The 19,047-nt window shown below is 59.4% G+C and carries 16 protein-coding genes and 1 pseudogene; 7 read left to right on the forward strand and 10 right to left on the reverse strand.

The genetic code is table 11. The features are described 5' to 3' along the window. The first annotated feature begins 115 nt into the window (after window positions 1-115). Window positions 116-880, forward strand: a complete 765-nt coding sequence (locus tag BSF44_RS00585) for a tetratricopeptide repeat protein (RefSeq protein WP_095941804.1) — start codon at window positions 116-118, stop codon at window positions 878-880. A gap of 305 nt (window positions 881-1,185) precedes the next feature. Here BSF44_RS00585 and BSF44_RS00590 read toward each other — a convergent pair whose 3' ends face one another. Then, the gene (locus BSF44_RS00590; protein ID WP_095941805.1) at window positions 1,186-1,410 is read right to left on the reverse strand and encodes a GDCCVxC domain-containing (seleno)protein; all 225 of its coding nucleotides are present in this window, start codon (window positions 1,408-1,410) and stop codon (window positions 1,186-1,188) included. Between the two features lie 201 nt (window positions 1,411-1,611). Here BSF44_RS00590 and merR point away from each other — a divergent pair, with 201 nt between their 5' ends. Next, window positions 1,612-2,010: an Hg(II)-responsive transcriptional regulator gene (gene merR, locus BSF44_RS00600; RefSeq protein WP_095941806.1), complete on the forward strand. Its 399-nt coding sequence runs from the start codon at window positions 1,612-1,614 to the stop codon at window positions 2,008-2,010. 142 nt (window positions 2,011-2,152) lie between these two features. Here merR and BSF44_RS00605 read toward each other — a convergent pair whose 3' ends face one another. The 4 genes and pseudogenes from BSF44_RS00605 to BSF44_RS00620 form a co-directional block, all read right to left on the reverse strand. After that, window positions 2,153-3,055: a universal stress protein gene (locus BSF44_RS00605; RefSeq protein WP_095941807.1), complete on the reverse strand. Its 903-nt coding sequence runs from the start codon at window positions 3,053-3,055 to the stop codon at window positions 2,153-2,155. Window positions 3,056-3,307: 252 nt separating this feature from the next. Beyond that, complete coding sequence (gene gfa / locus BSF44_RS00610) at window positions 3,308-3,886, reverse strand: S-(hydroxymethyl)glutathione synthase (RefSeq protein ID WP_095941808.1); 579 nt, start codon at window positions 3,884-3,886, stop codon at window positions 3,308-3,310. 393 nt (window positions 3,887-4,279) lie between these two features. Then, a pseudogene (locus BSF44_RS00615) lies at window positions 4,280-4,660 on the reverse strand (chitin deacetylase); the annotation flags it as partial. Further along, complete coding sequence (locus BSF44_RS00620; RefSeq protein ID WP_095941809.1) at window positions 4,660-5,532, reverse strand: GNAT family N-acetyltransferase; 873 nt, start codon at window positions 5,530-5,532, stop codon at window positions 4,660-4,662. The gene BSF44_RS00620 and the pseudogene BSF44_RS00615, both read right to left, overlap by 1 nt. A gap of 460 nt (window positions 5,533-5,992) precedes the next feature. Here BSF44_RS00620 and BSF44_RS00625 point away from each other — a divergent pair, with 460 nt between their 5' ends. After that, the gene (locus tag BSF44_RS00625) at window positions 5,993-7,324 is read left to right on the forward strand and encodes an MFS transporter (protein WP_095941810.1); all 1,332 of its coding nucleotides are present in this window, start codon (window positions 5,993-5,995) and stop codon (window positions 7,322-7,324) included. An 84-nt stretch (window positions 7,325-7,408) separates the two neighbouring features. Here the strand turns inward: BSF44_RS00625 and BSF44_RS00630 are convergent, their stop codons facing one another. Both BSF44_RS00630 and BSF44_RS00635 read right to left on the reverse strand, forming a co-directional pair. After that, window positions 7,409-8,443: an AraC family transcriptional regulator gene (locus BSF44_RS00630; protein WP_095941811.1), complete on the reverse strand. Its 1,035-nt coding sequence runs from the start codon at window positions 8,441-8,443 to the stop codon at window positions 7,409-7,411. Window positions 8,444-8,888: 445 nt separating this feature from the next. Continuing rightward, entirely contained in the window at window positions 8,889-9,926 is a 1,038-nt protein-coding gene (locus tag BSF44_RS00635; protein WP_095941812.1) for an AraC family transcriptional regulator, read from the reverse strand. Window positions 9,927-10,037: 111 nt separating this feature from the next. Here BSF44_RS00635 and BSF44_RS00640 point away from each other — a divergent pair, with 111 nt between their 5' ends. Beyond that, window positions 10,038-11,081 (forward strand): alpha/beta fold hydrolase, encoded by a 1,044-nt coding sequence (locus BSF44_RS00640; protein ID WP_218194536.1) that lies wholly within the window; start codon window positions 10,038-10,040, stop codon window positions 11,079-11,081. A 60-nt stretch (window positions 11,082-11,141) separates the two neighbouring features. Here BSF44_RS00640 and BSF44_RS00645 read toward each other — a convergent pair whose 3' ends face one another. The 3 genes from BSF44_RS00645 to BSF44_RS00655 form a co-directional block, all read right to left on the reverse strand. Beyond that, the gene (locus tag BSF44_RS00645) at window positions 11,142-12,791 is read right to left on the reverse strand and encodes a 3-(methylthio)propionyl-CoA ligase (RefSeq protein WP_095941813.1); all 1,650 of its coding nucleotides are present in this window, start codon (window positions 12,789-12,791) and stop codon (window positions 11,142-11,144) included. A gap of 173 nt (window positions 12,792-12,964) precedes the next feature. Beyond that, window positions 12,965-13,444 carry a 2,4'-dihydroxyacetophenone dioxygenase family protein gene (locus BSF44_RS00650; protein ID WP_095941814.1) on the reverse strand — a complete coding sequence of 160 codons (480 nt, stop codon included), beginning with the start codon at window positions 13,442-13,444 and terminating at the stop codon, window positions 12,965-12,967. Window positions 13,445-13,552: 108 nt separating this feature from the next. Further along, a complete protein-coding gene (locus BSF44_RS00655; RefSeq protein WP_218194539.1) occupies window positions 13,553-14,425 on the reverse strand; it encodes a TauD/TfdA family dioxygenase in 873 nt (290 codons plus the stop codon). Window positions 14,426-15,198: 773 nt separating this feature from the next. On the opposite strand from BSF44_RS00655, the gene BSF44_RS00660 reads away from it, so the two are divergent. From BSF44_RS00660 to BSF44_RS00670, 3 genes are all read left to right on the forward strand, one after another. Then, window positions 15,199-16,449 (forward strand): OprD family outer membrane porin, encoded by a 1,251-nt coding sequence (locus BSF44_RS00660; RefSeq protein WP_095941816.1) that lies wholly within the window; start codon window positions 15,199-15,201, stop codon window positions 16,447-16,449. 159 nt (window positions 16,450-16,608) lie between these two features. Next, complete coding sequence (locus tag BSF44_RS00665; protein ID WP_095941817.1) at window positions 16,609-17,970, forward strand: MFS transporter; 1,362 nt, start codon at window positions 16,609-16,611, stop codon at window positions 17,968-17,970. 85 nt (window positions 17,971-18,055) lie between these two features. After that, complete coding sequence (locus BSF44_RS00670; RefSeq protein WP_095941818.1) at window positions 18,056-19,030, forward strand: AraC family transcriptional regulator; 975 nt, start codon at window positions 18,056-18,058, stop codon at window positions 19,028-19,030. The last annotated feature ends 17 nt before the right edge of the window (window positions 19,031-19,047 follow it).

Here is a 19,047-nt window from a genome sequence, read left to right on the forward strand (position 1 = left end):
CGGGAACTTCAGGGTACTGCCCGGGTCAATGGGGGCCCTGTATCGCAGATGCCGAGCAGCGCTTTGGCCTGTTTTACTTCAGTGCCGTCCGAGATCAGCCGAGTTCGCCCCCCTGATGCCAACCAAGAGTTTTCTGTCGGGACTCATCCTGGCGTACTGCGCCGTCGCGTCGCTTTGTTCGGTTGCTGCCGAGCGAAGAGCACCCGCGCAAAGCAACAGCGCATCAACCACCCTGATCGAAACCGCCTCGCGGCAGTATGAAAATGGCCAACTGGACCAGGCCGCTGCCACGCTGGAGCGTGCCCTGCATATTCAGCCGAACAATCCCGCGACGCTGCATTACCTCGGTGTGTTGCGTCTTCAGCAGGGGCAGTACCAGCAGGCTGAAACCCTGGCGGCGCGCTCGAACTTGCGGGTTGGTCGCAACGTCGCGTTACGCAACCGCAACTTCCAACTGATACAGGCGGCGCAGCAGGCCCAGGCTTCGGGTACCCCACCCAATGCAAAAGAGGATCTGGTCGCAGTACAGAAGGGGCTGGAAGAGGAGACCCAAAGGCGCCGCGATGCGGAAATGGCGGTTGTTGAGCAATCCACTCCGGACACTGGGCGCGACGCTGGCAACTTCGCTGGCGCAGAGACAGGTGGGGTTTCGGATGCGCCAGCGGCTGGCAGGGCCGGGCCCGAAGGAAAATTACAAATGGCTAATGTCGAGTCTGAGCGGGCGTACGCTGAGGTTGAGATTCCCCGCGGCCATATGCCGCCTCCGGGTAAATGCCGAATCTGGTTTCCTGATCGTCCGCCGGGGCAGCAGCCTGCACCCGGCAAATGCAAGAAGCTGCGATATCGGGTTCCCTCAGGAGCCTACCTGGTGCGCGGTTGAGGTGCTGAGCGTCCCTTCTGGCTGGGGCTGATCGTCGCGAATGGCTGCACAACCCATTGCAGCCATTGCCCACCGACGCTGATCGGGACAAAGCTACCTGCCGAAAACGGTACCCAATGCGCACTGACCGATCGTCACCTATCGGATCAAAGCCAATACAGGAGCGCAATGGTATACAGCCAGCCGATGCCGAGGGTGATAGTCAGGTAAATCACCACGAGCACCAGAGAGTGATTCCACATGACACTGACCTCCCATAACCACGGTTTGAGGCGCGTCAGGGGCGTCCGATAAACCGAATAAACCTAGATCAAGCCCGTACCACAGCATCCGCGCTGCTCCTGAATCGGCGGGCACTTCACCGTGCCAAACGAACAGAACACACAGCAGTCACCGGGGTTCGGGCGTAGCAGGGCTTTGCAACTGCCACATTCGTAGAAAAACTGACAGGCATCTGTGGGCATGGCTTCCTGCTTGGCAAAACCGCAATGTGGGCAGGTCAATACGGATTCGAAGATGACGATGCTCATGGTTGCCTCACGTGTGAACGGTAGAAGGACAACTGCTCCAGTGAACTCTTGATCGCGATCGGACAGACCGGACAGGTCATGTTCCGAGCGTCGAGCCTGACGGTTTGCACTGGAGCCTGAGCCATCGTTTTCTCCATCGAACTGATCTAACCTAGGGTCACTTTACACTCCGTACCCGGGTACAGAATCAAGGGGCGTGTGATGGTGACAGGGCTGAGTATCGGCAAGTTGGCGGAAACTGCCGGGGTGAACATCGAGACTATTCGCTATTACCAGCGACGCGGCTTGCTGGATGAGCCGCCAAAGCCGCTCAGCGGTTATCGATGCTATCTACCGGAGCAGGTCAAACGGCTGCGCTTCATCAAGAGGGCGCAGGCGCTGGGATTCACGCTGGATGAGGTGGGCACACTGCTGACACTTGATGCGGCTTGCACTTGTCGCGAGACTCGGGCACTGGCCGTGCACAAGCTGGCCCTGATCGATCAAAAGATGGCCGACCTTGCCGCGCTGCGGCAGGTACTGGGCGCACTGGTGCAGGAGTGCGATGCAGGCGACGGCGGGGCCGCTTGCCCTATCATCAATGTGCTGAACAGGGAGTGATGCCTGGTTGCAGCCGTTCCCGACTGGCAGAAATCAACCAAAGGCAGACGGCCAGCCGTGTCCGCCCAGTCAACACTCTTGGTAAAACAAGGCCGTGATTGTCAGCTGCTGCCGTATCGAAGTGCGGACCTGAAGAGTATTCCTACTGATCAACTTGCCCCTTTATCGCCAAAACATTGCAGGGCACCTGATACAGGACGTGCTCTGTAGTACTGCCAATCAGCTTGTGCAGCCCTTTTCGATGTGTACTTCCCATTACGATCACATCGGTTCGGCTATAGGCTGCGAAGTCGGACATCGCTTTGGTTGGCGACCCTTCAATGAAGTGTTGTCGTTCAGAGGGTATGTGGTAACTGTCAGCCAACGTAATGAATGACTTATGCAGTGACCGACGTACGTCGTTGCTGAAGCCTGGCATCGTCACTGCTCCGGCCCCCGCGTCAGAGATATGTGTTTGCGATGGATCGAAGGCGTGCAGCAGGTGCAACTCTGCATTGCACTGCATTGCCATCTGCTGTGCAGCCAGGATGATGCGATCGTTGATGTCAGTGATCTGGTGCTCTGGATGCGATAAATCCACTGCTGCCACTATCACCCGTGGAAGTGGACACCTGACTTCGCTGACCAGATGAACAGCAACCGGGAGATCGCGCACCAGATGCCAATCCAGAGGCGTGACGAATACGCGTTTGATTGCTGATTCGTAGTGTACGTCCTTGATAACCAGGTCCGGTTTCAAGTCCGCCACATGCTGAAGGATTTCTTGAAGTACGTCCCGAGCCAATACAACTTCGGTGGTGACCGTAATCCCATTGCCGCGAATCAGTTGGGCTTCATCTTGCAACCACTTCCGGTTCTCTTGCTGACAGATCTCGCGAAATTGCTCATTCCCGCTCATCAACCCCAAGATGTCGACATCTTCGATAAACACCGTGATATGCAGTACTGCGCCAGTGGCTTTGGCAAGTGCGACTGCGCGCTCTAGCGCCGGCGTGTGACGCATGGCTGGACCGACAATCAGAAAGAGGCGTTGATATTGGCTCATGTCGCACCTCCAGCATTCAGGGGTATTCGTCAGTTTCCGCCGGCACTCTCGTTCGCCACACTATTGGCGACCACCTACCGCCTCAGCTACCCGGATCGACAATATCAATATACGCCCACATTCAATGAACGCGTACGGGACGAGTCGCTCTGCCTGCGCACATATCTACCCCACAGTTAATTATGTGGGGCGCACAACATCAAAGGTGAATCGGAGCCGCGGTCCGGAAAAGAAACCGCGGCGACCGATCAATCAGGCGGCGGGGAGCAAGCCTTTCTGTTTGGCGACATGGGTCGCCAGTGCGTCCATCAAATCCGGGGACAGGCAGTCATAGGGTTCCAGGCCGATCGAGCGCAGACGCTCGCGGATAGCCTTCATTTGCTCTGGCGGTGTGCCGGTTTCGATGATGGAGGACACGAACGCCGCGAATCCCGGCGCAGCCCATCCGCTCTGTGGCGAAAGCTCGGTGTGGACGAAGTCCAGGCCATAAAACGCATGGTCCTTGTTCTCGATACGCCCAAAGAGATGGGCGTGACACTGTTTGCAGGCGTGGCGCTGGATGGTGGCGGATTCGTCGACAATCGCCAGTTTTTCGCCGTGGGCAATGACACTGACCTTGTCTCGAGGCACCACGGCGATGACGGCGAATGTCGCGTTTTGTGGTTTCCAGCATTTGCTGCAGCCACACGCGTGGTTATGCAGAGTTTGTGCGTCGATCCTGACCTCGACCTTGTCGGTCGCACACAGGCATTGCAGGGTGCCGCCTGTGAAATTCGCGGCGGCGGGCTGGATACCATTGTCCAGTGCAGGGTGAAGTTGCAAGGTGCTCATGCTGGCGTCTCCGTTTCAGGGTGTCAGACAAAAGTGCCTGGGGCGTGCCCCAGCCCGGTAGTTCATCGGAACTCCATGACCGCGCGGATCGATTTGCCATCATGCATCCGATCGAACCGCGGCGGATTTCGAAAAGGACACAGTGCATAAACGAGTGACCTCCTTCGGTGCGACCGATCGGTTACCCAGATCAAGAATAGTCTGCGATGACGCCTCGAGCGCGGCCAGGGCCAGCGCTCGGGCGAGTGTGCCGAATTCAGATGGAATCCACACCGTGTTTGATATTGCTCCAGGAGCGTGTACGGACACGATCCACTGCATGGGACTGCGGTTGCAGGGTGAACAGAGTGGCTATCACTTGCGCAGTGAGGTAGATGTTCGGGTTGTCGTTCACCAACGGTAGCCATGCCCGGCAATCTCATGCCCGGCAGCGCAGAGCGCATGGCCGATCGCTAGGGTGAGTTCCAGCGCCCGGCCGACGGCGAAGGCGGTCAGCGGCAGGCCTCGGGCGCTGAACAGCTCCAGAATGCGCCACACACCTGCGCGCGATCCGTATTCATACATGCCCTCGACGCTCAAGTCCGGTTCCCCCACACGCGGCGGGCGGCCCGGTAGCTCGTGAAGCCAGGCCTGCGACTGTGCATCGCCATTGAGGATGCATGACTCGGCGCCTTCTTCGATGTTGAGGACGAACTGGACCGCGACGCGCGCCTCACCGGGCCATCGCGGATGGGGTGGGCAGCCGCCGTAACCGATGAGGTCGCGAGCGGACATCAGCCCAGCTCGAAGGTCGTGACGCCGAACACACGTTCGTGCGCGATCGCCGGAGGAGGGCCGAGGTACATGCGTGCGCAGCCGAACACCTCGATCATGCCCTGTTGGTGCACGAGCGCCATCGCGGCGGGGTTATTCTCCGGGGCATCGAGAAACAGCGGGCCACCCTCGGCAAATTCCGCCAGGCGGGCGTAGAGGGCATTGGCTGCCAGGGCGTCATCGGCGAACAAGGGGCCGATCTTGTAGCCTTCCCGGCAGCGCCTGACTACGCCATAGCCGCTTAGTCTGCCTTCGCGTCGGCAACCCACGGCGAGTGCATCGGCCTGGGCTGTCCACCCGCTCAGGAAGTTTGCGCGCGGGGCGGGGAAGCAGGTGCGGTCGTAATCGACAACCTGACTGAACGGGAAGGAGGCCAACGGGACGATGTCCTGGTCGCCTACCTGCGAGGTCGTCGGACGGGTGGTGAGATTGGCACGAAAACGCAGGTTGCGATGGGAGAAGACGAAACCGCCCTTGGCGTAGTAGTCCTGCATCGCAAAGACGCCGTCCATGCCGATGCTCGCGCCTGGGCGCAGGCGGGCGAGAAGTCGCTCGCGGCGTGCGTGCCAGAGGGTATCGCCCAGACCTTGACCGCGATATTCAGGCCGGACGATGAAAAAGCCCATGAAACCGAATTCGCCATCGTAGGAGGTGATGGCCCCACCGCCGATCAATTCGCCGCCCTGGTACGCCGCGATGAAGGCGGCAGAGTCCGTAGCCCAGAACAGCTCGGCATCGTGAAGGCCGGGATTCCAACCCTCACGGGCAGCCCACTCGACGAGCTCGTCCAGCTCGGGACGGGTCATGTTGCGTATGACCAGCTGATTCGACACCGTGAAGTTCTCCTCAGTCGCTATTGACGGTAAGCCCGACCAGGGTAAAAAAGAGGGTAGCAGGGCACCACCTGTTTGCCATTGACCTGTCTACCGACCGCTTTGACCCAGAGCATCGGAGGGTTCTTCGCGGATAAACAGCGCGAGCATGCCCAAACTGAACGGTCTTTTGTCCCAGTATCACAATATTGTGTCCTGAAAAGCTGAGTGCAAGGCGCCCTCTGAGGGCTACCTTCAAGCCGACTACTGAAAATAGATGGAGGTAGAAAGTGGATGCACTCACTGCAATGCGCATTGGTCAATCCTGACCGCCGACCCCCTGCTCAAGAACGTTCCGCCGGGCAACAACATGACCCTGGCCATGTAGATGCACTCCCGTGCGGGCTTTGAAGAGACTATCGCTCGCCGTCCGGCTACACGCTTGATAACAACAATAAAATAAAGACTTCGAGGAGGCTGCATGGCCTTTCATCCAATCGCCGCCGACGATGACGACGCTGGTTGCGTCAGCGTTTCGCGCCAATATGCCTGGATCGTTTTTGCACTGACGTTCGGCCTGTTGATTTCCGATTACATGTCGCGTCAGGTACTGAACGCGGTGTTCCCGTTGCTCAAGACCGAGTGGGCGTTGAGCGACGGACAGCTCGGCCTGCTCAGTGGCATCGTTGCCCTGATGGTGGGCCTGCTGACGTTTCCCCTGTCGTTGCTGGCCGACCGTTTCGGCCGGGTCAAGAGCTTGGCGCTGATGGCATTGCTGTGGAGCGTAGCGACCCTGGGTTGCGCGTTGGCTCAGGACTACCAGCAGATGTTCATTGCGCGATTCATGGTCGGTGTCGGTGAGGCGGCCTATGGCAGCGTCGGCATCGCCGTGGTGATCTCGGTATTCCCCAAACACATGCGCGCCACTCTGACCAGTGCCTTCATGGCCGGCGGTTTGTTCGGCGCTGTATTAGGGATGGCCCTGGGCGGCGCCATAGCGGCCAAGCTGGGCTGGCGCTGGTCGTTCGCCGGCATGTCGCTGTTTGGCCTGGTGCTGGCGATGCTTTATCCGCTCATCGTCAAGGAAGCACGCATTGCGCCGCCACGTGCCGCGCAAATGGCGAACAAGGCAACGGTGGCGGTCAAGCGTCCGCTGCGCACGCTCTGGTCCAGCCGTTCGGTGGTCTCGACCTACATCGCCAGCGGCTTGCAGTTGTTCGTCGGCGGTACGGTGATGGTGTGGATTCCCAGCTACCTCAACCGCTACTACGACTTGCCTACTGACAAGGCCGGTGGCATGGCGGCGGGCATCGTGCTGTGCAGCGGTGTGGGGATGATTGTGTGCGGCATGCTCAGCGATCGCCTGTGTCGGCACTCCCCGGAGCGCAAGGTCAGCCTGGCCATTGGTTTCTGCCTGGGCAGTTGCCTGTTGCTGTCTTCAGCCTTTGCCTTGCAAGCGGGGCCAGTGCAATTGGCGCTGATCTGCCTGGGCATGTTGATTGCCACCGGCACTACAGGCCCCAGCGGCGCGATGGTCGCCAACCTGACCCATTGCTCGGTGCACGGTACGGCGTTCGCCACGCTGACCCTGGCCAACAACCTGCTGGGGCTGGCGCCGGGGCCGTTCATCACCGGCCGGGTGTCGGACCTCATCGGTCTGCATGCCGCGTTTCAACTGGTGCCATTGATCAGCCTCGTCGCGGCGGCGGTGTTCTTTTATGCCAAGTGTCATTACCACAAAGACATTGCCCGCCTTCAGGGGCAGAGTGTTCCTGAGTCCATGAGCGAATTCGGGCTGGAGGTGAAACTGTGAGTCGTCGTTAACACCCCGACCTGTGCCACAAACACCGTTTTTTGCGGCGACTGTACCAGCAGTCGCCGTTTTTTTGCCGTGTGTTCAGAATGACTTGGAGGCGGCAGCGTCCGAACCGGACTGTTTCTGCGCGCTGCGCCACACCGCCGGCGGCATGCCGAACTGGTTGATGAACCAGCGGGTGAAGGAGCTCGCCATGGAGAAACCGAACATGTCGGCAATGTGGCTCAGCGAGTGGTTCGGGTTTTCCATATAACGCAGTACCAGGGCGCGGCGCACATCGTTGATCAGGTCGCTGAAGGCACAGCCGTGGTCCTTGAGGCGACGTTGCAGGGTGCGCACGTTCATCCCCTGGTGCTGGGCGATCTGCTCAATGGTGGCGCGGCCCATGGGCAACAGCAGGTAGATGGCCTTGCGCACTTCGAACAGTGTCGAGGTGGTCTCGGGGCCTTGCAGCGAGTCAAGGTAGCTTTGGGCATGACGGGCCATGGTCGGGTCGGCATTGAGATTGATCATGTCGAGACTGACGGCAGGGCAAACGATGCCATTGAACTCGCTGCCGAATTCCAGATTGCAGCCGAACACGCGCCGATGCAGGTACAGGTTGTCCGGTGGCTGGTGCATGAAGTTGACGCTGCAAGGGCGCCAGTGCGAGCCGAGCAGGGCCGAGCACAGACCGAACGTCACGCCGATGGCCAGTTCCGTGGCCTGGCGACTGGGCATCGGCGATTCGGTGACCATCTCTTCACGAATGATCACCATCTTGCCGCACTCTTCAACGAAGATGGCCAGCGAGTCGTTCATCAGATGACGGTAGCGCACCATCACCTGCAGCGCTTCGCGCAGGGTGCGTTGATGGCTGAGCAGCAGGCTGACCACGCCGAAGTCCGAAAACTGGCGCGACTCGGCCATGCTCAGGCCGAAGGTCTGGCAACCGCTGGCGATGGCCGAATCTTCCAGCAGACGCACGGCGGCATCGATGGGAATGCGCGATTCCGGGGCTTGCAGCTGAGCCTTGTTCAGGCCTGCGACTGCCATGACGTCGAGCGGGTTGAATCCCAGGTCCTGGCTAACTTCCAGGTATTTGGTCAAAACGGCGGCGCGAACAAGCGTGGGCATGCGTAGGACTTCCCTCGGCCGATGGTGACGTTTCATTTCCATTGAAGATGTGTTGCGCGATCAGGCGCTGTTCTGATGACGTTTGCGTGGCTTGCGCGTCGATCCCGGTGGAGGACTGCAAGTGGCGCGATCAGATCCAGGATCGTATTTTTGCATCACCATCGAATGGGTTGCTGGACCCGAATTCACGAACCGCTGGAGCCATCAAGGACCCAGGATCCTGGGCGGTCTACGTGTATCCGGTAGGTGTTGTGGCCCCCATCAACGGAGCAGGGATCACTGACCCATAGTAGGTTGCACGAGCGTCATGAAATAAGCATTGCGGGACATAATCTTCGCGTATTGGGACGCTTGCCCAGGGATGGCGGGGTCAGATACGTCGGGTGTGCTTGGCTCAGGCAATGTGGCTGGCCAGCAGGCTTGAGTCGGCCATTAACCTGCTTTCTTATTCAGGCGACAGGGGCCCGGATGCCATCTTGCTCGCTCGGTAGGAGACGGCCCAAGCCGAGGGTGTCTTGCCAAAACGGCTGCGGAACCAGCGTGAAAAGTCACCGGCAGAGGAAAAGCCGAGGAGTTCGGCGACTTCATACAATCGGCGCTTGCTGTTGGCCAGATACTCTTCGGCGAGTTCGGCGCGAACGGCATTGATGATCGTCGTGACACTCTCTCCCTCTGCCGCCAGGTGTCGGTTGAGGGTGCGTCGGTGCATACCCAGATGCTGGGCCACGCCATCGACAGAGCACAGTCCGCTTGGCAGCAGCATCTTGACGATCTGGCGTACCCGCTGCGCCGGTTCGTCGCGCAGATTGGCCAACTGCATGTCCAGCGATCGCTTCACCTCGCGATGCAACGCGGGGTCGGCCGTGGGAATAGGCAGGTCCAGATCATGCCGACGGCATACGATGGCATTGAATTCCTGGGAAAACTCGATATTGGTGCCCAACACGCGCTGGTGCACTTCAAGGCTGGAAGGTCGCTCGTGAGTGAAACTGACCCTTACCGGCCGGAAGGCATGGCCGCTCAGGATGCTCAACGTGCGAAGCATAATACCGGTTGCCTGTTCAATCGCCTGGCGCCAGACGCCACGATGGCCCTGCATGTTTACACCCACATGCAGCAGGGTCAGGTCGCCTGCATCCTCGAGCCACATTTGCACACCGGCGTTATGCAAGCGCGTATAGCGGAAGCACGATTGCAACGCTGCACGAAGTGTTGGCTCTTCGCGGATGAGCAGCGCGAGCATGCCAAAGTTGGAGAGGTGCCGGGTTTCCGCAAGCAGCAGCCCGAAGGCCTCCTGACCGGACAGGCGGGCTGACTCCTCCAGCAGCCAGCCTACCGAATCGCTGCTGATCATGATGTTCGGATCGTCGAGGACACTGGCCGGTAGCCGGGTCATGCGCAGCATGCGAAATGGATCGAGCCCCACTGAACGGGCCACCTGCTCAAAGTCGGTAAGGCTGGCGCTTCGCGTCAAGGTATACATGCTTGGCCTCGTGTCCCAGTTTCACCAGATTGTGTCCCGGGAAGCTTAGTGCAGGACGCCAGCCCAAGGCTACCTTCACGCCGACAACGACAACAAAGATGGAGGTAGATAATGGGCACGCACACCGCTACAGGTATCAGCCAACCGCTCGCGGCAAGGGCGCAGGTGGACGCCGACGACCCTGATGCATTCAACCACTGCTTTGCCGAACTCAACGGCATTCGCATGCATTACATCGACGAGGGACAAGGGCCTCTCGTCATCCTGCTGCACGGTTTTCCTTACCTTTGGTACATGTGGCGGCGCCAGATCGCGGTGTTGGCCGAGGCCGGTTATCGAGTCGTGGTCCCTGATCAACGGGGTTTTGGCCAAACCGATCGACCCGATGCCATTGAAGCCTATGACATGAGTCAGGCCGTCGGCGACATGGTCGGCTTGATGGCGACGCTGGGCGAAACATCGGCTGTGATCATCGGGCACGACCTGGGCGCCTGGGTGGCCCAGGCGGCGGCCATGCTGCGGCCGGATCTGTTCCGTGGCCTGGTGATGCTCAATACGCCGGTGCCACCTCGGGGCAAGGTCAAGCCGACCATAGGCTTGCAGGCAATGGCAAAGGGCAGGGTGTACCACCACCTGTATTTCCAGCAGCTCCACAAGCCGGACCGTGAGTTGGCCAGCGATCCGCGCAAGACCTTGCGCAGCGTGTTTTACTCGATCTCCGGCAGCGCTGTCGGGGCTGAACGCTGGCGCCTGTTCGTCGAACCTGGTGAACCCATTCTCAACGCGTTCACTGAGCCGAAGGGCGAGTTCCCGTCATGGCTTAGCGCGCGGGCGCTCGACTACTACGTCGCTGAATACACGCGCACAGGGTTTACCGGTGCCTTGAACTACTACCGCTGTCGCGACCGGAACTGGGAGATCACCGCGTTTCTTGACGGTGCGGTGGTACGCCAGCCGAGCCTGTTCATCGGCGGTGCCGCCGACCCTTCGCTGGAGCCGGTCGAAATCCGCGGGCTCTACGAACAGCTCGACACTTATCTGCCCGGGCTGCAGAAGAAGGTCTTGCTACCCGGCGTGGGCCACAGCGCCGCGGAAGAAAGCGTCGATCAAGTCAATGAATTACTCCTGACCTTTCTCGAGCAACTGGAGCGCTAGAAACAAGTGCACTGTGTGTGGTCGCGATCACTCGCGGCCACGCACAGTGCTTGCACTCCTTCAGCCGGCAGCCTTGACCAGCAGATGGTCACCGAACTGCTCGCGCAGACGGTTCTTCTGGATCTTGCCCGTAGCACCCAACGCAATCGTGTCGACAAAGATCACATCATCCGGCGTCCACCATTTCGCGATCTTGCCTTCATAAAAGTCGAGCAGTTCTTCGCGCGTCAGTGTTGCTTGCGGCTTCCTGACAACGATCAGCAACGGGCGTTCGTCCCACTTGGCGTGTCTGGCGGCAATGCAGGCCGCCTGGGAGACTGCCGGATGGGCCATCGCAATGGTCTCCAGTTCGATGGAGCCTATCCATTCGCCACCGGACTTGATCACATCCTTGCTGCGATCGGTGATCTGCATGAAGCCATCGACATCGATGGTCGCTACATCGCCGGTTGGGAACCACCCTTGGCCCGCGTGCTCGAGCAGCGGTGAATTGTTTGCTTCGTTCCTGAAATAATCGCGCACTACCCATGGCCCACGCACCAACAACTCACCCGAGGTTGCGCCGTCCCAGGGCAATTCCATGCCATCGACGTCAACGATCTTCATGTCGACGCCAAACACCGCCCGGCCTTGCTTGGATTGCACGGTATGACGCTCTGCCGGGGACATTTCGAGATGCCTGGCCTTTAGGGCGCCGACGGTTCCGATAGGGCTCAGTTCCGTCATCCCCCAGACGTGCAATACCGCTACGCCGTAGGTTTGCTCAAAGGTGTGCAGCATGGACGGGGGGCAGGTCGCGCCACCAATGATGCTGCGTTTCATGCTGGAGAATTGCCGGCCGGTTTTTTCCAGATGACCAAGCAGGCCTTGCCACACGGTCGGGACACCCGCGGACAGTGTCACGTGCTCGGCTTCGAGCAGTTCGAACAGCGATGCTCCATCCAGGGCCGGTCCGGGAAATACAAGTTTTGCCCCGACCATGCACGCGATGTAGGGAAGTCCCCAGGCGTTGATATGGAACATCGGCACAACGGGCAGGATCACGTCGTGCGCCGAACAATTCAGGGCGTCCGGCAGCGCGGCGGCATAGGTGTGCAGCACCGACGAGCGATGACTGTACAAAACCCCTTTCGGGTTGCCCGTCGTGCCGGAGGTGTAGCAGAGCGTGCTGGCGGCATCCTCGTCGAATATCGGCCAGGCGTAGCCGGAGGATCCCTGCTCAAGCAGATCTTCATAGCACAGCAGGTTGTCGATGCCGGTGTCTTTGGGCATACGCGCCTGATCGGTCATGGCGATGAACGCCTTGACCCCATTGCAGCGCCCGGCGATGGCCTTGATCAGTGGCAGGAAGGTCAAGTCAAAGAAGATGTACTGGTCTTCCGCGTGATTGGCGATGTAGGCGACCTGGTCTTCATGCAGGCGAGGGTTGATGGTATGGACAATGGCACCCATGCCGGCAACGCCGTAGTACAACTCCAAGTGCCGATAGCCATTCCATGCCAATGTGCCGATCCGTTCGGAAGGCTTGACACCCAGTCGGGTCAGCGCGCTGGCCAGTTGGCGCGCGCGGCGGTGGCAGTCGCGGAAGGTGTAGCGATGGATATCGCCCTCCACCCGACGGGATACGATCTGCGTATCGCCGTGATGGCGGTCGGCATGTTCAATGAGTGAGGAAATCAAAAGCTGCTTTTGCATCATCAGGCCTTTCATGGCATCGCTCCGTTCGCTTGTCTGTGATTGGGGAGCGAGCAGGCGGCCTGGCCCGGGTCAGATGTCGCGTCAAGACCGCGACCCGACACAGCCTGTTTCCCTCCCCTTAATGATTGCTAACCGGCAACTGGCCCGGTCGCCCCGAGGCGCCGGGTTTTCCCGTGAAATCCGGGTCAGTTGAATGCCGTCAGGTCTTTCGGCGCGATGTCATGCTGCTCGCAATAAGCAAGATAACGTTGCAACCCGGTCTTCCAGTTTTCCAGCGCGACGATGTTGTCGTTGCCGTCCAGGAACGCGAGATCGCCATTAACCTGAACCAGCGTGAGCACATACCCGTCTGTGCTTGCCGTGCTGACGACTTCCGGCGTGTGAGTCGATCCGGCCGTCTCATAGACGATGCTGCCGGGGCCGGCGATCCAGTCATGCTCCTTGTATTTCCATTGGCCTTCGATCGTGTAGACCATCACCGTACCCGTGTGGTGATGCTTGGGCAGTTGCATGTCGATCGGCGACTTCATCATGACGATCCATTCACCACGGATGGGGTCAAGCTTGAAGTACTTGAGCAGGACGTTTTCGGCATAGGGCGTAAAGGGAATCCACGGCAGTGATTGGCCATCGATGACGGCGGTGTCGACGTGTTCATAGAGCATGTCATTTCTCCAATAATGCGGTTCAGATCGAATATTTGTCGGCAGTCAGGACCGTCCGACGATTTCTGCTGGTCGGGTGCCCCGGTTGCTCTGGGGAGACTGTCCGGATCAGTTGAGCGGGGTACCCGCGAGGGTCGCGCGCAGCATCTTTCTGGGTGCATTGCCGTAATCAGCCACCGCGTAGTGCTGGACTTGCAGGTTGTCCCACATCGCAATCGTGTTGGTTCGCCACTTCAGGCGAACCTGGTACTCCGGAATGGCGGCCTGAGACATCAGGTAGTTCATCAGGTGATGAGCCTCTGGCATGAAGTCCTGGCCGTAGCGGATATCCTCGAAGTTGAAGAAATTCGAGAAGTGGGTCGTGAACGCGGAGTTGACGAACAAGACCTTTTCGCCGGTCTCCGGATGGGTAAGCACCACCGGGTGTTCAGCGGCGGGGTTCTTCGCAGCCATTGCATGACGATCTTCGCGTGGCAACTGGGCGCCGAAAGTCTGCTCGGCGCCATGCTTTGCATACAGCCCGTCGATTCGTTGCTTGATGGCCTGCGGCAGGTTTTCGTAAGCCATCACCATGTTGGAAAACAGGGTATCGCCGCCGGCCTCCGGCCCCATCTCGCAGCGCAATACCGCTCCGCGGGGCGGCGCCGGCTTGTAGGTGACATCGGCATGCCAGAGGTTTTCGCGGCTGGCCTTTTCGACATAGCTCTTGGGTTTACCCGGATCGAGATTGCGATACAGCATCAGCAGCTTGTCCGCCTCCGGATGGCTCGGTGCCAGGGGGTGGGCTTCCAGTTCGCCGAATTGCGCGGCGAAGTGCTGTTGCTCCAGGGGGGTGATGTCCTGGTCGCGGAAGAACAGCACTTTGTGCTTCAGCCACAGCGCCCTGATTTCTGCGATCAGTTCAGGATCCTGGGCGGCGTCGGCCAGGTTGACGTTGCTGAGCTCGGCACCGATGGCGGGGGAGCAAATCTGCACCTTGATCGAATGCTGGCGCACTGACGACCGGATAATGGCGGGTGCCGAGGTGGGAAGAGGTGAAGGAGCGTCTTGGGTTGCGGCGACTGTTGTCATTGTTGTCTCCAATCCGTGCTTGTGCACATCCGGTATAGGTAGCGGGTCCCTGCCAGTGGGGCAGGGATGCCGGTCCAATAATAGGTGTCGAAGTCGCGATGTCATGGGCATTGCAGGACAGCTTCTTCGCATATTGGGACGCTTGAGGGGAGGGGAGCGATCAAAGTCGCTCGCAGGCCGCAGTACCCAGGCGGTCTGCATCAGGCTGCGCAATTGGAGAATCGCCTGCGCAATCGGGGAGGTTGGCGGGCAGTGCAATCGCTAGCTTAGGGCTCATCCAACAACAAGACCTCGCTAAAGGAAGGCTTATGCAATTCAGGCTTGCCATCTCCCACTGTGTGCCCCGCGCTTTTGAGTCGACTAAGGGAAACCTTTAGCCGGGTTGAAGTTTTCCCCCCAACGGATGCTGTTCATCTCGATATCGGCGCGGCGCCTGCTGGCTTACCTTGGGTAGGCAAGAGGCGTGTCGTCGTGGCGGACTGTTCCATCGAGCCCGCCTGGCGTTTTACCCCATAACAACAATAGGCCTGTCAATGCTCGAACCCACCGTTCTTTATATCCCTGATGCAATCCGCCTTCCTGCGCAAGAAGGCTCGGTGTTCGGCTGCCGGCATTTTTAGTTTTTAGTTCGAATCTGCTCCTATAAATACAGTGCCCAGCACATACAAGTGTGGAGAAGTTAGATGTATCAGGTAAAACAATCTTGCCGTGGGCTCGGTATTGCCGGCGTGTTGGGAATTATCTGTTCGCCATTGGCAGCCTATGCCGATGTCGTTGATGACAGTCACTTGAAAGTGGATACACGCAACTTCTACTTGCACCGTAACTACACCAATAACAATGCGCCGGTTTCTGAAGTGCATAGTTGGTCTCAAGGTTTCGATGCGCAGTTTACGTCCGGGTACACCGACACGGCCCTGGCGATCGGCCTTGATGTGGATGCGCAGTACGCCGTACGCCTGGATTCATCGGGCAACGACGGTTCGCTGCCCTACAGCGTCCGTGACCAGCAGACGGCCGCTGACTACAGTCGCGCCGGTGCAACCTTCAAGATGCGCTACAGCAAGACCGAGTTAAAGGTTGGTGACCTTCGTCCACAATTGCCGGTGGCGTACGATGACACCAGCCGGCAACTGGATACGATCTATCAAGGGGCGGTGGTCGAGTCCAGGGAAGTCGATGGATTGACGATGACCGGTGGCCGGTTCTGGTCTGCCGTGACACGGGAATCTTCCAACCACGAGAAACTGTACAAGTTTGGCTCCACCGATAATCTCGACAGTGATGGCCTGGACTTCGGCGGCGCAACTTACGACATTACCAGGAACCTGCAAGCCAGTTATTTCTACGGCGTGTTGCACGATATTTATCAGCAGCACTATTTCGGCCTGATGCATATGGCTGACTTGGGTCATGGCTACAAACTCAAGACCGACTTGCGCTACTTCAATAACAATGAAGATGGCAATGCCTTGAACGGTGAGATCGACAACCGTTCTTACGGTGGCTTGTTCACCTTGCTCAAAGGCGCCCACATGTTTGGCCTCAGTTACCAGCGCATGCTCGGTGACAGCGTGTTCCCGACGATGAACGGTTTTATCCCGCAACCTTACCTGGTGCACTGGTCGTCCCTGGGGTTTGTTCGCCCGGATGAAAAGTCCTGGGGAGCGCGCTACAGCTATGACTTTGCCGGGATGGGCATGCCGGGGCTGAAGCTCTACACCCGCTATATCAAGGGTACCCACTGGGACCGTGGCAACAACCTGAGCGACAACCAGGAAAGCGAACGCTTCCTGGGGCTCAGCTACGTGGTCCAGAGCGGGGCGCTGCAAGGCCTGGGGCTGGACCTGCGCAACATCGACGTGAAACAGAAGTACGGCTACGACTACAACGAATTCCGTGTCGCCACGACCTACACCTGGAAATTCTGGTAAGCCCGTCCATCCAGGGATTGACCCCATAACAATAAGAGGCCTGACCATGTTCGAACCCTTTGTCCTTTGCATCTGCCCCGCAACTTCCCAATCGGTGTGCTGTGCACCGTTACCCGGCGCGCTGCGCCCATGAGCGGATTCCAAGAGGAGCAAACACTAGTGAATATCCAGGTCGATAACGCGGTCCTGCAACAGCAGAAGAAGAAAACCTACATTTACGAGTGGTACGTGGTCGGCCTGTGCATGATCGCCTACATCTTTTCATTTGTGGATCGGCAGATCCTGGCGCTGATGATCGAGCCGATCAAAGCCGACCTGCAGATCAGCGACACCCAGTTCAGCTTGCTGCACGGGCTGGCCTTTTCGTTGTTCTATGCGTTCATGGGCATGCCCATCGCTTATCTGGCCGACCGTTTCTCCCGGCCGAAGATCATTGCCGTCGGCGTGGTGTTCTGGAGCCTGGCGACGGCTGCCTGTGGCATGAGCAAGAACTTCCTGCACATGTTCCTCGCCCGCATTGGCGTCGGCGTCGGTGAAGCGGCCCTGTCGCCCTCGGCCTACTCGATGTTCAGCGACATGTTCCCCAAGGAAAAACTCGGTCGCGCAGTGGGTATTTATTCGATCGGCTCGTTCGTCGGTGGGGGCCTGGCCTTCCTGGTGGGCGGCTATGTGATCGCGATGCTCAAGGACATGAACACCATAGAGGTCGCCTTCCTCGGTGCGATGAAGGCCTGGCAACTGGCGTTCTTCATTGTCGGCCTGCCCGGTATCGTGGTCGGCCTGTTGATCTGGCTCACCGTGCGCGATCCGGCGCGCAAAGGCCTGCAGGTCGATGCGCAGGGGCGGGCCAAGAAGGTCGCGATGAGCGATGGCTTGCGCTTCCTCGGCCGCCACCGTGCCACCTTCACCTGCCATTACCTGGGCTTTTCGTTCTACGCCATGGCCCTGTTCTGCATGATGAGCTGGAGCCCGGCGCTGTACATCCGCAAGTTTGGCCTGTCGCCAATGGAGGCCGGCTACATGCTCGGCACCGTGCTGTTGGTGGCCAATACCGCAGGCGTGCTGTTCGGTGGATGGCTCACCGACTATCTGGCGAAGAAAGGTCATCAGGACGCCGCCATGCGCACCGGTGTCATCGGTGCCCTGGGCATGGCGGTACCGGCCGTGCTGTTCCCGCAAGCCGATCAACTGTGGCTGTCGGTGACCCTGTTGGTGCCGGCGATGTTCTTCGCTTCGTTCCCGATGCCGGCGTCCACGGCGGCGATGCAGATCCTCGCGCCGAATCAGGTGCGCGCACAGGTCTCGGCGGTGTTCCTGCTGATCAGCAATCTGCTGGGCCTGGGCCTGGGCACCACGCTGGTGGCGCTGTTGACCGACCGCTACTTCGGATCGCCCGCGGCGGTGGGTTCGTCGATGTCGCTGGTAATCGCCGGTGCGTCGGCACTGACCGTGTTGCTGCTCTTCCGTGGTTGCCGTCGTTTTCGCGAAAGCTATGCCCGGGAGTATCCGACCCGGGCTTGATTGGTCATAGTCCACGATCGGCGCCTCGGCCTCGCTCCCTTTGAAGGGCGCGGGGCCGAGGCGCTCCAGGTCAGGAGAACCCTTGATGTTGAATGATGTACACCTGCTGGAACGGCACAGCTTGCTCAGCTCGGCCGATTACCGCGAGATCAAGGACAAGGTCAGCCAATACCTGTGCCCGCACAGCTTCAACGTGCTGCGTGACGAGCCGATCCATACCCGGCTCAACGGCGTATTCTTCGGCGATTCGGCGCTGCTCGACCTGCGCTATGGCGCGCCAGTGGAGATCACCATCGGCGACATTGCCGATCAGTACCTGTTTCGCATCACTTTGCAGGGGCATTGCGAAGTGGTCCACGGGCGGCGCAGCGCGGCGATGCAGTCGGGCTACCTGAGCGTTTCCTCGCCGTTCGCGCAAAGCCGCATCGTCACCGATGGCGAGTGCCGCAACCTGATCCTGCGCGTCGACCGTGATGCCCTGGAGACGCAACTGCAACGTCTGCTAGACCGCAGTCTGCGCCAATCGGTGATCTTTGATATCAGCGTCGACCACCTGGGCGCCGGCGTCGTCAGCCTCTATCACACCCTGGACTACATCTGCCGGCTGTACGGCAGCGGCGTGGACGGTTCGCGCCTCGCCAGCGGCCTGTCCGAATACCTGATGCAACTGCTGCTCACACAGCTGCCCCACAACTACTCGGCGGATCTGTTGATCGACTCGCGCGCGCCGCTGCCGCACCACGTGAAAAAGGCCCGTGACTACATCGAGGAACACCTCGACGAACCGATCAGCCTGACGACCCTGAGCGAACTGTGTGGCGTCTCGGTGCGCACCTTGCAAAACGGCTTCAACCAGTTCCTTCAGCAGGCGCCGGTCGAGTACATCCGTGACCGTCGCCTGGCGGTGATCCACGAATCGCTCAAACAGGGCAATGCCTACGAAACCGTCACCGATATCCTGTTGCGTCACGGCATCAACAGTTTCGGGCATTTCTCCAGCGCTTATCGGCAACGCTATGGCTGTCTACCGTCGGACACCCTGCGGCGGCAGAAGCATTGAGACTCCTGCGCAATCCG

The organism is Pseudomonas sp. ACN8, from assembly GCF_002303925.1.
GTDB lineage: Bacteria > Pseudomonadota > Gammaproteobacteria > Pseudomonadales > Pseudomonadaceae > Aquipseudomonas.

Excerpts from the sequence above, each read along its gene's own strand:
- BSF44_RS00585 (WP_095941804.1), top strand. The coding sequence starts at position 116 with ATGCCAACCAAGAGTTTTCTGTCGGGACTCATCCTGGCGTACTGCGCC.
- BSF44_RS00590 (WP_095941805.1), bottom strand. The coding sequence starts at position 1,410 with ATGAGCATCGTCATCTTCGAATCCGTATTGACCTGCCCACATTGCGGT.
- merR (WP_095941806.1), top strand. The coding sequence starts at position 1,612 with ATGGTGACAGGGCTGAGTATCGGCAAGTTGGCGGAAACTGCCGGGGTG.
- BSF44_RS00605 (WP_095941807.1), bottom strand. The coding sequence starts at position 3,055 with ATGAGCCAATATCAACGCCTCTTTCTGATTGTCGGTCCAGCCATGCGT.
- gfa (WP_095941808.1), bottom strand. The coding sequence starts at position 3,886 with ATGAGCACCTTGCAACTTCACCCTGCACTGGACAATGGTATCCAGCCC.
- BSF44_RS00625 (WP_095941810.1), top strand. The coding sequence starts at position 5,993 with ATGGCCTTTCATCCAATCGCCGCCGACGATGACGACGCTGGTTGCGTC.
- BSF44_RS00630 (WP_095941811.1), bottom strand. The coding sequence starts at position 8,443 with ATGCCCACGCTTGTTCGCGCCGCCGTTTTGACCAAATACCTGGAAGTT.
- BSF44_RS00635 (WP_095941812.1), bottom strand. The coding sequence starts at position 9,926 with ATGTATACCTTGACGCGAAGCGCCAGCCTTACCGACTTTGAGCAGGTG.
- BSF44_RS00640 (WP_218194536.1), top strand. The coding sequence starts at position 10,038 with ATGGGCACGCACACCGCTACAGGTATCAGCCAACCGCTCGCGGCAAGG.
- BSF44_RS00645 (WP_095941813.1), bottom strand. The coding sequence starts at position 12,791 with ATGAAAGGCCTGATGATGCAAAAGCAGCTTTTGATTTCCTCACTCATT.
- BSF44_RS00650 (WP_095941814.1), bottom strand. The coding sequence starts at position 13,444 with ATGCTCTATGAACACGTCGACACCGCCGTCATCGATGGCCAATCACTG.
- BSF44_RS00660 (WP_095941816.1), top strand. The coding sequence starts at position 15,199 with ATGTATCAGGTAAAACAATCTTGCCGTGGGCTCGGTATTGCCGGCGTG.
- BSF44_RS00670 (WP_095941818.1), top strand. The coding sequence starts at position 18,056 with ATGTTGAATGATGTACACCTGCTGGAACGGCACAGCTTGCTCAGCTCG.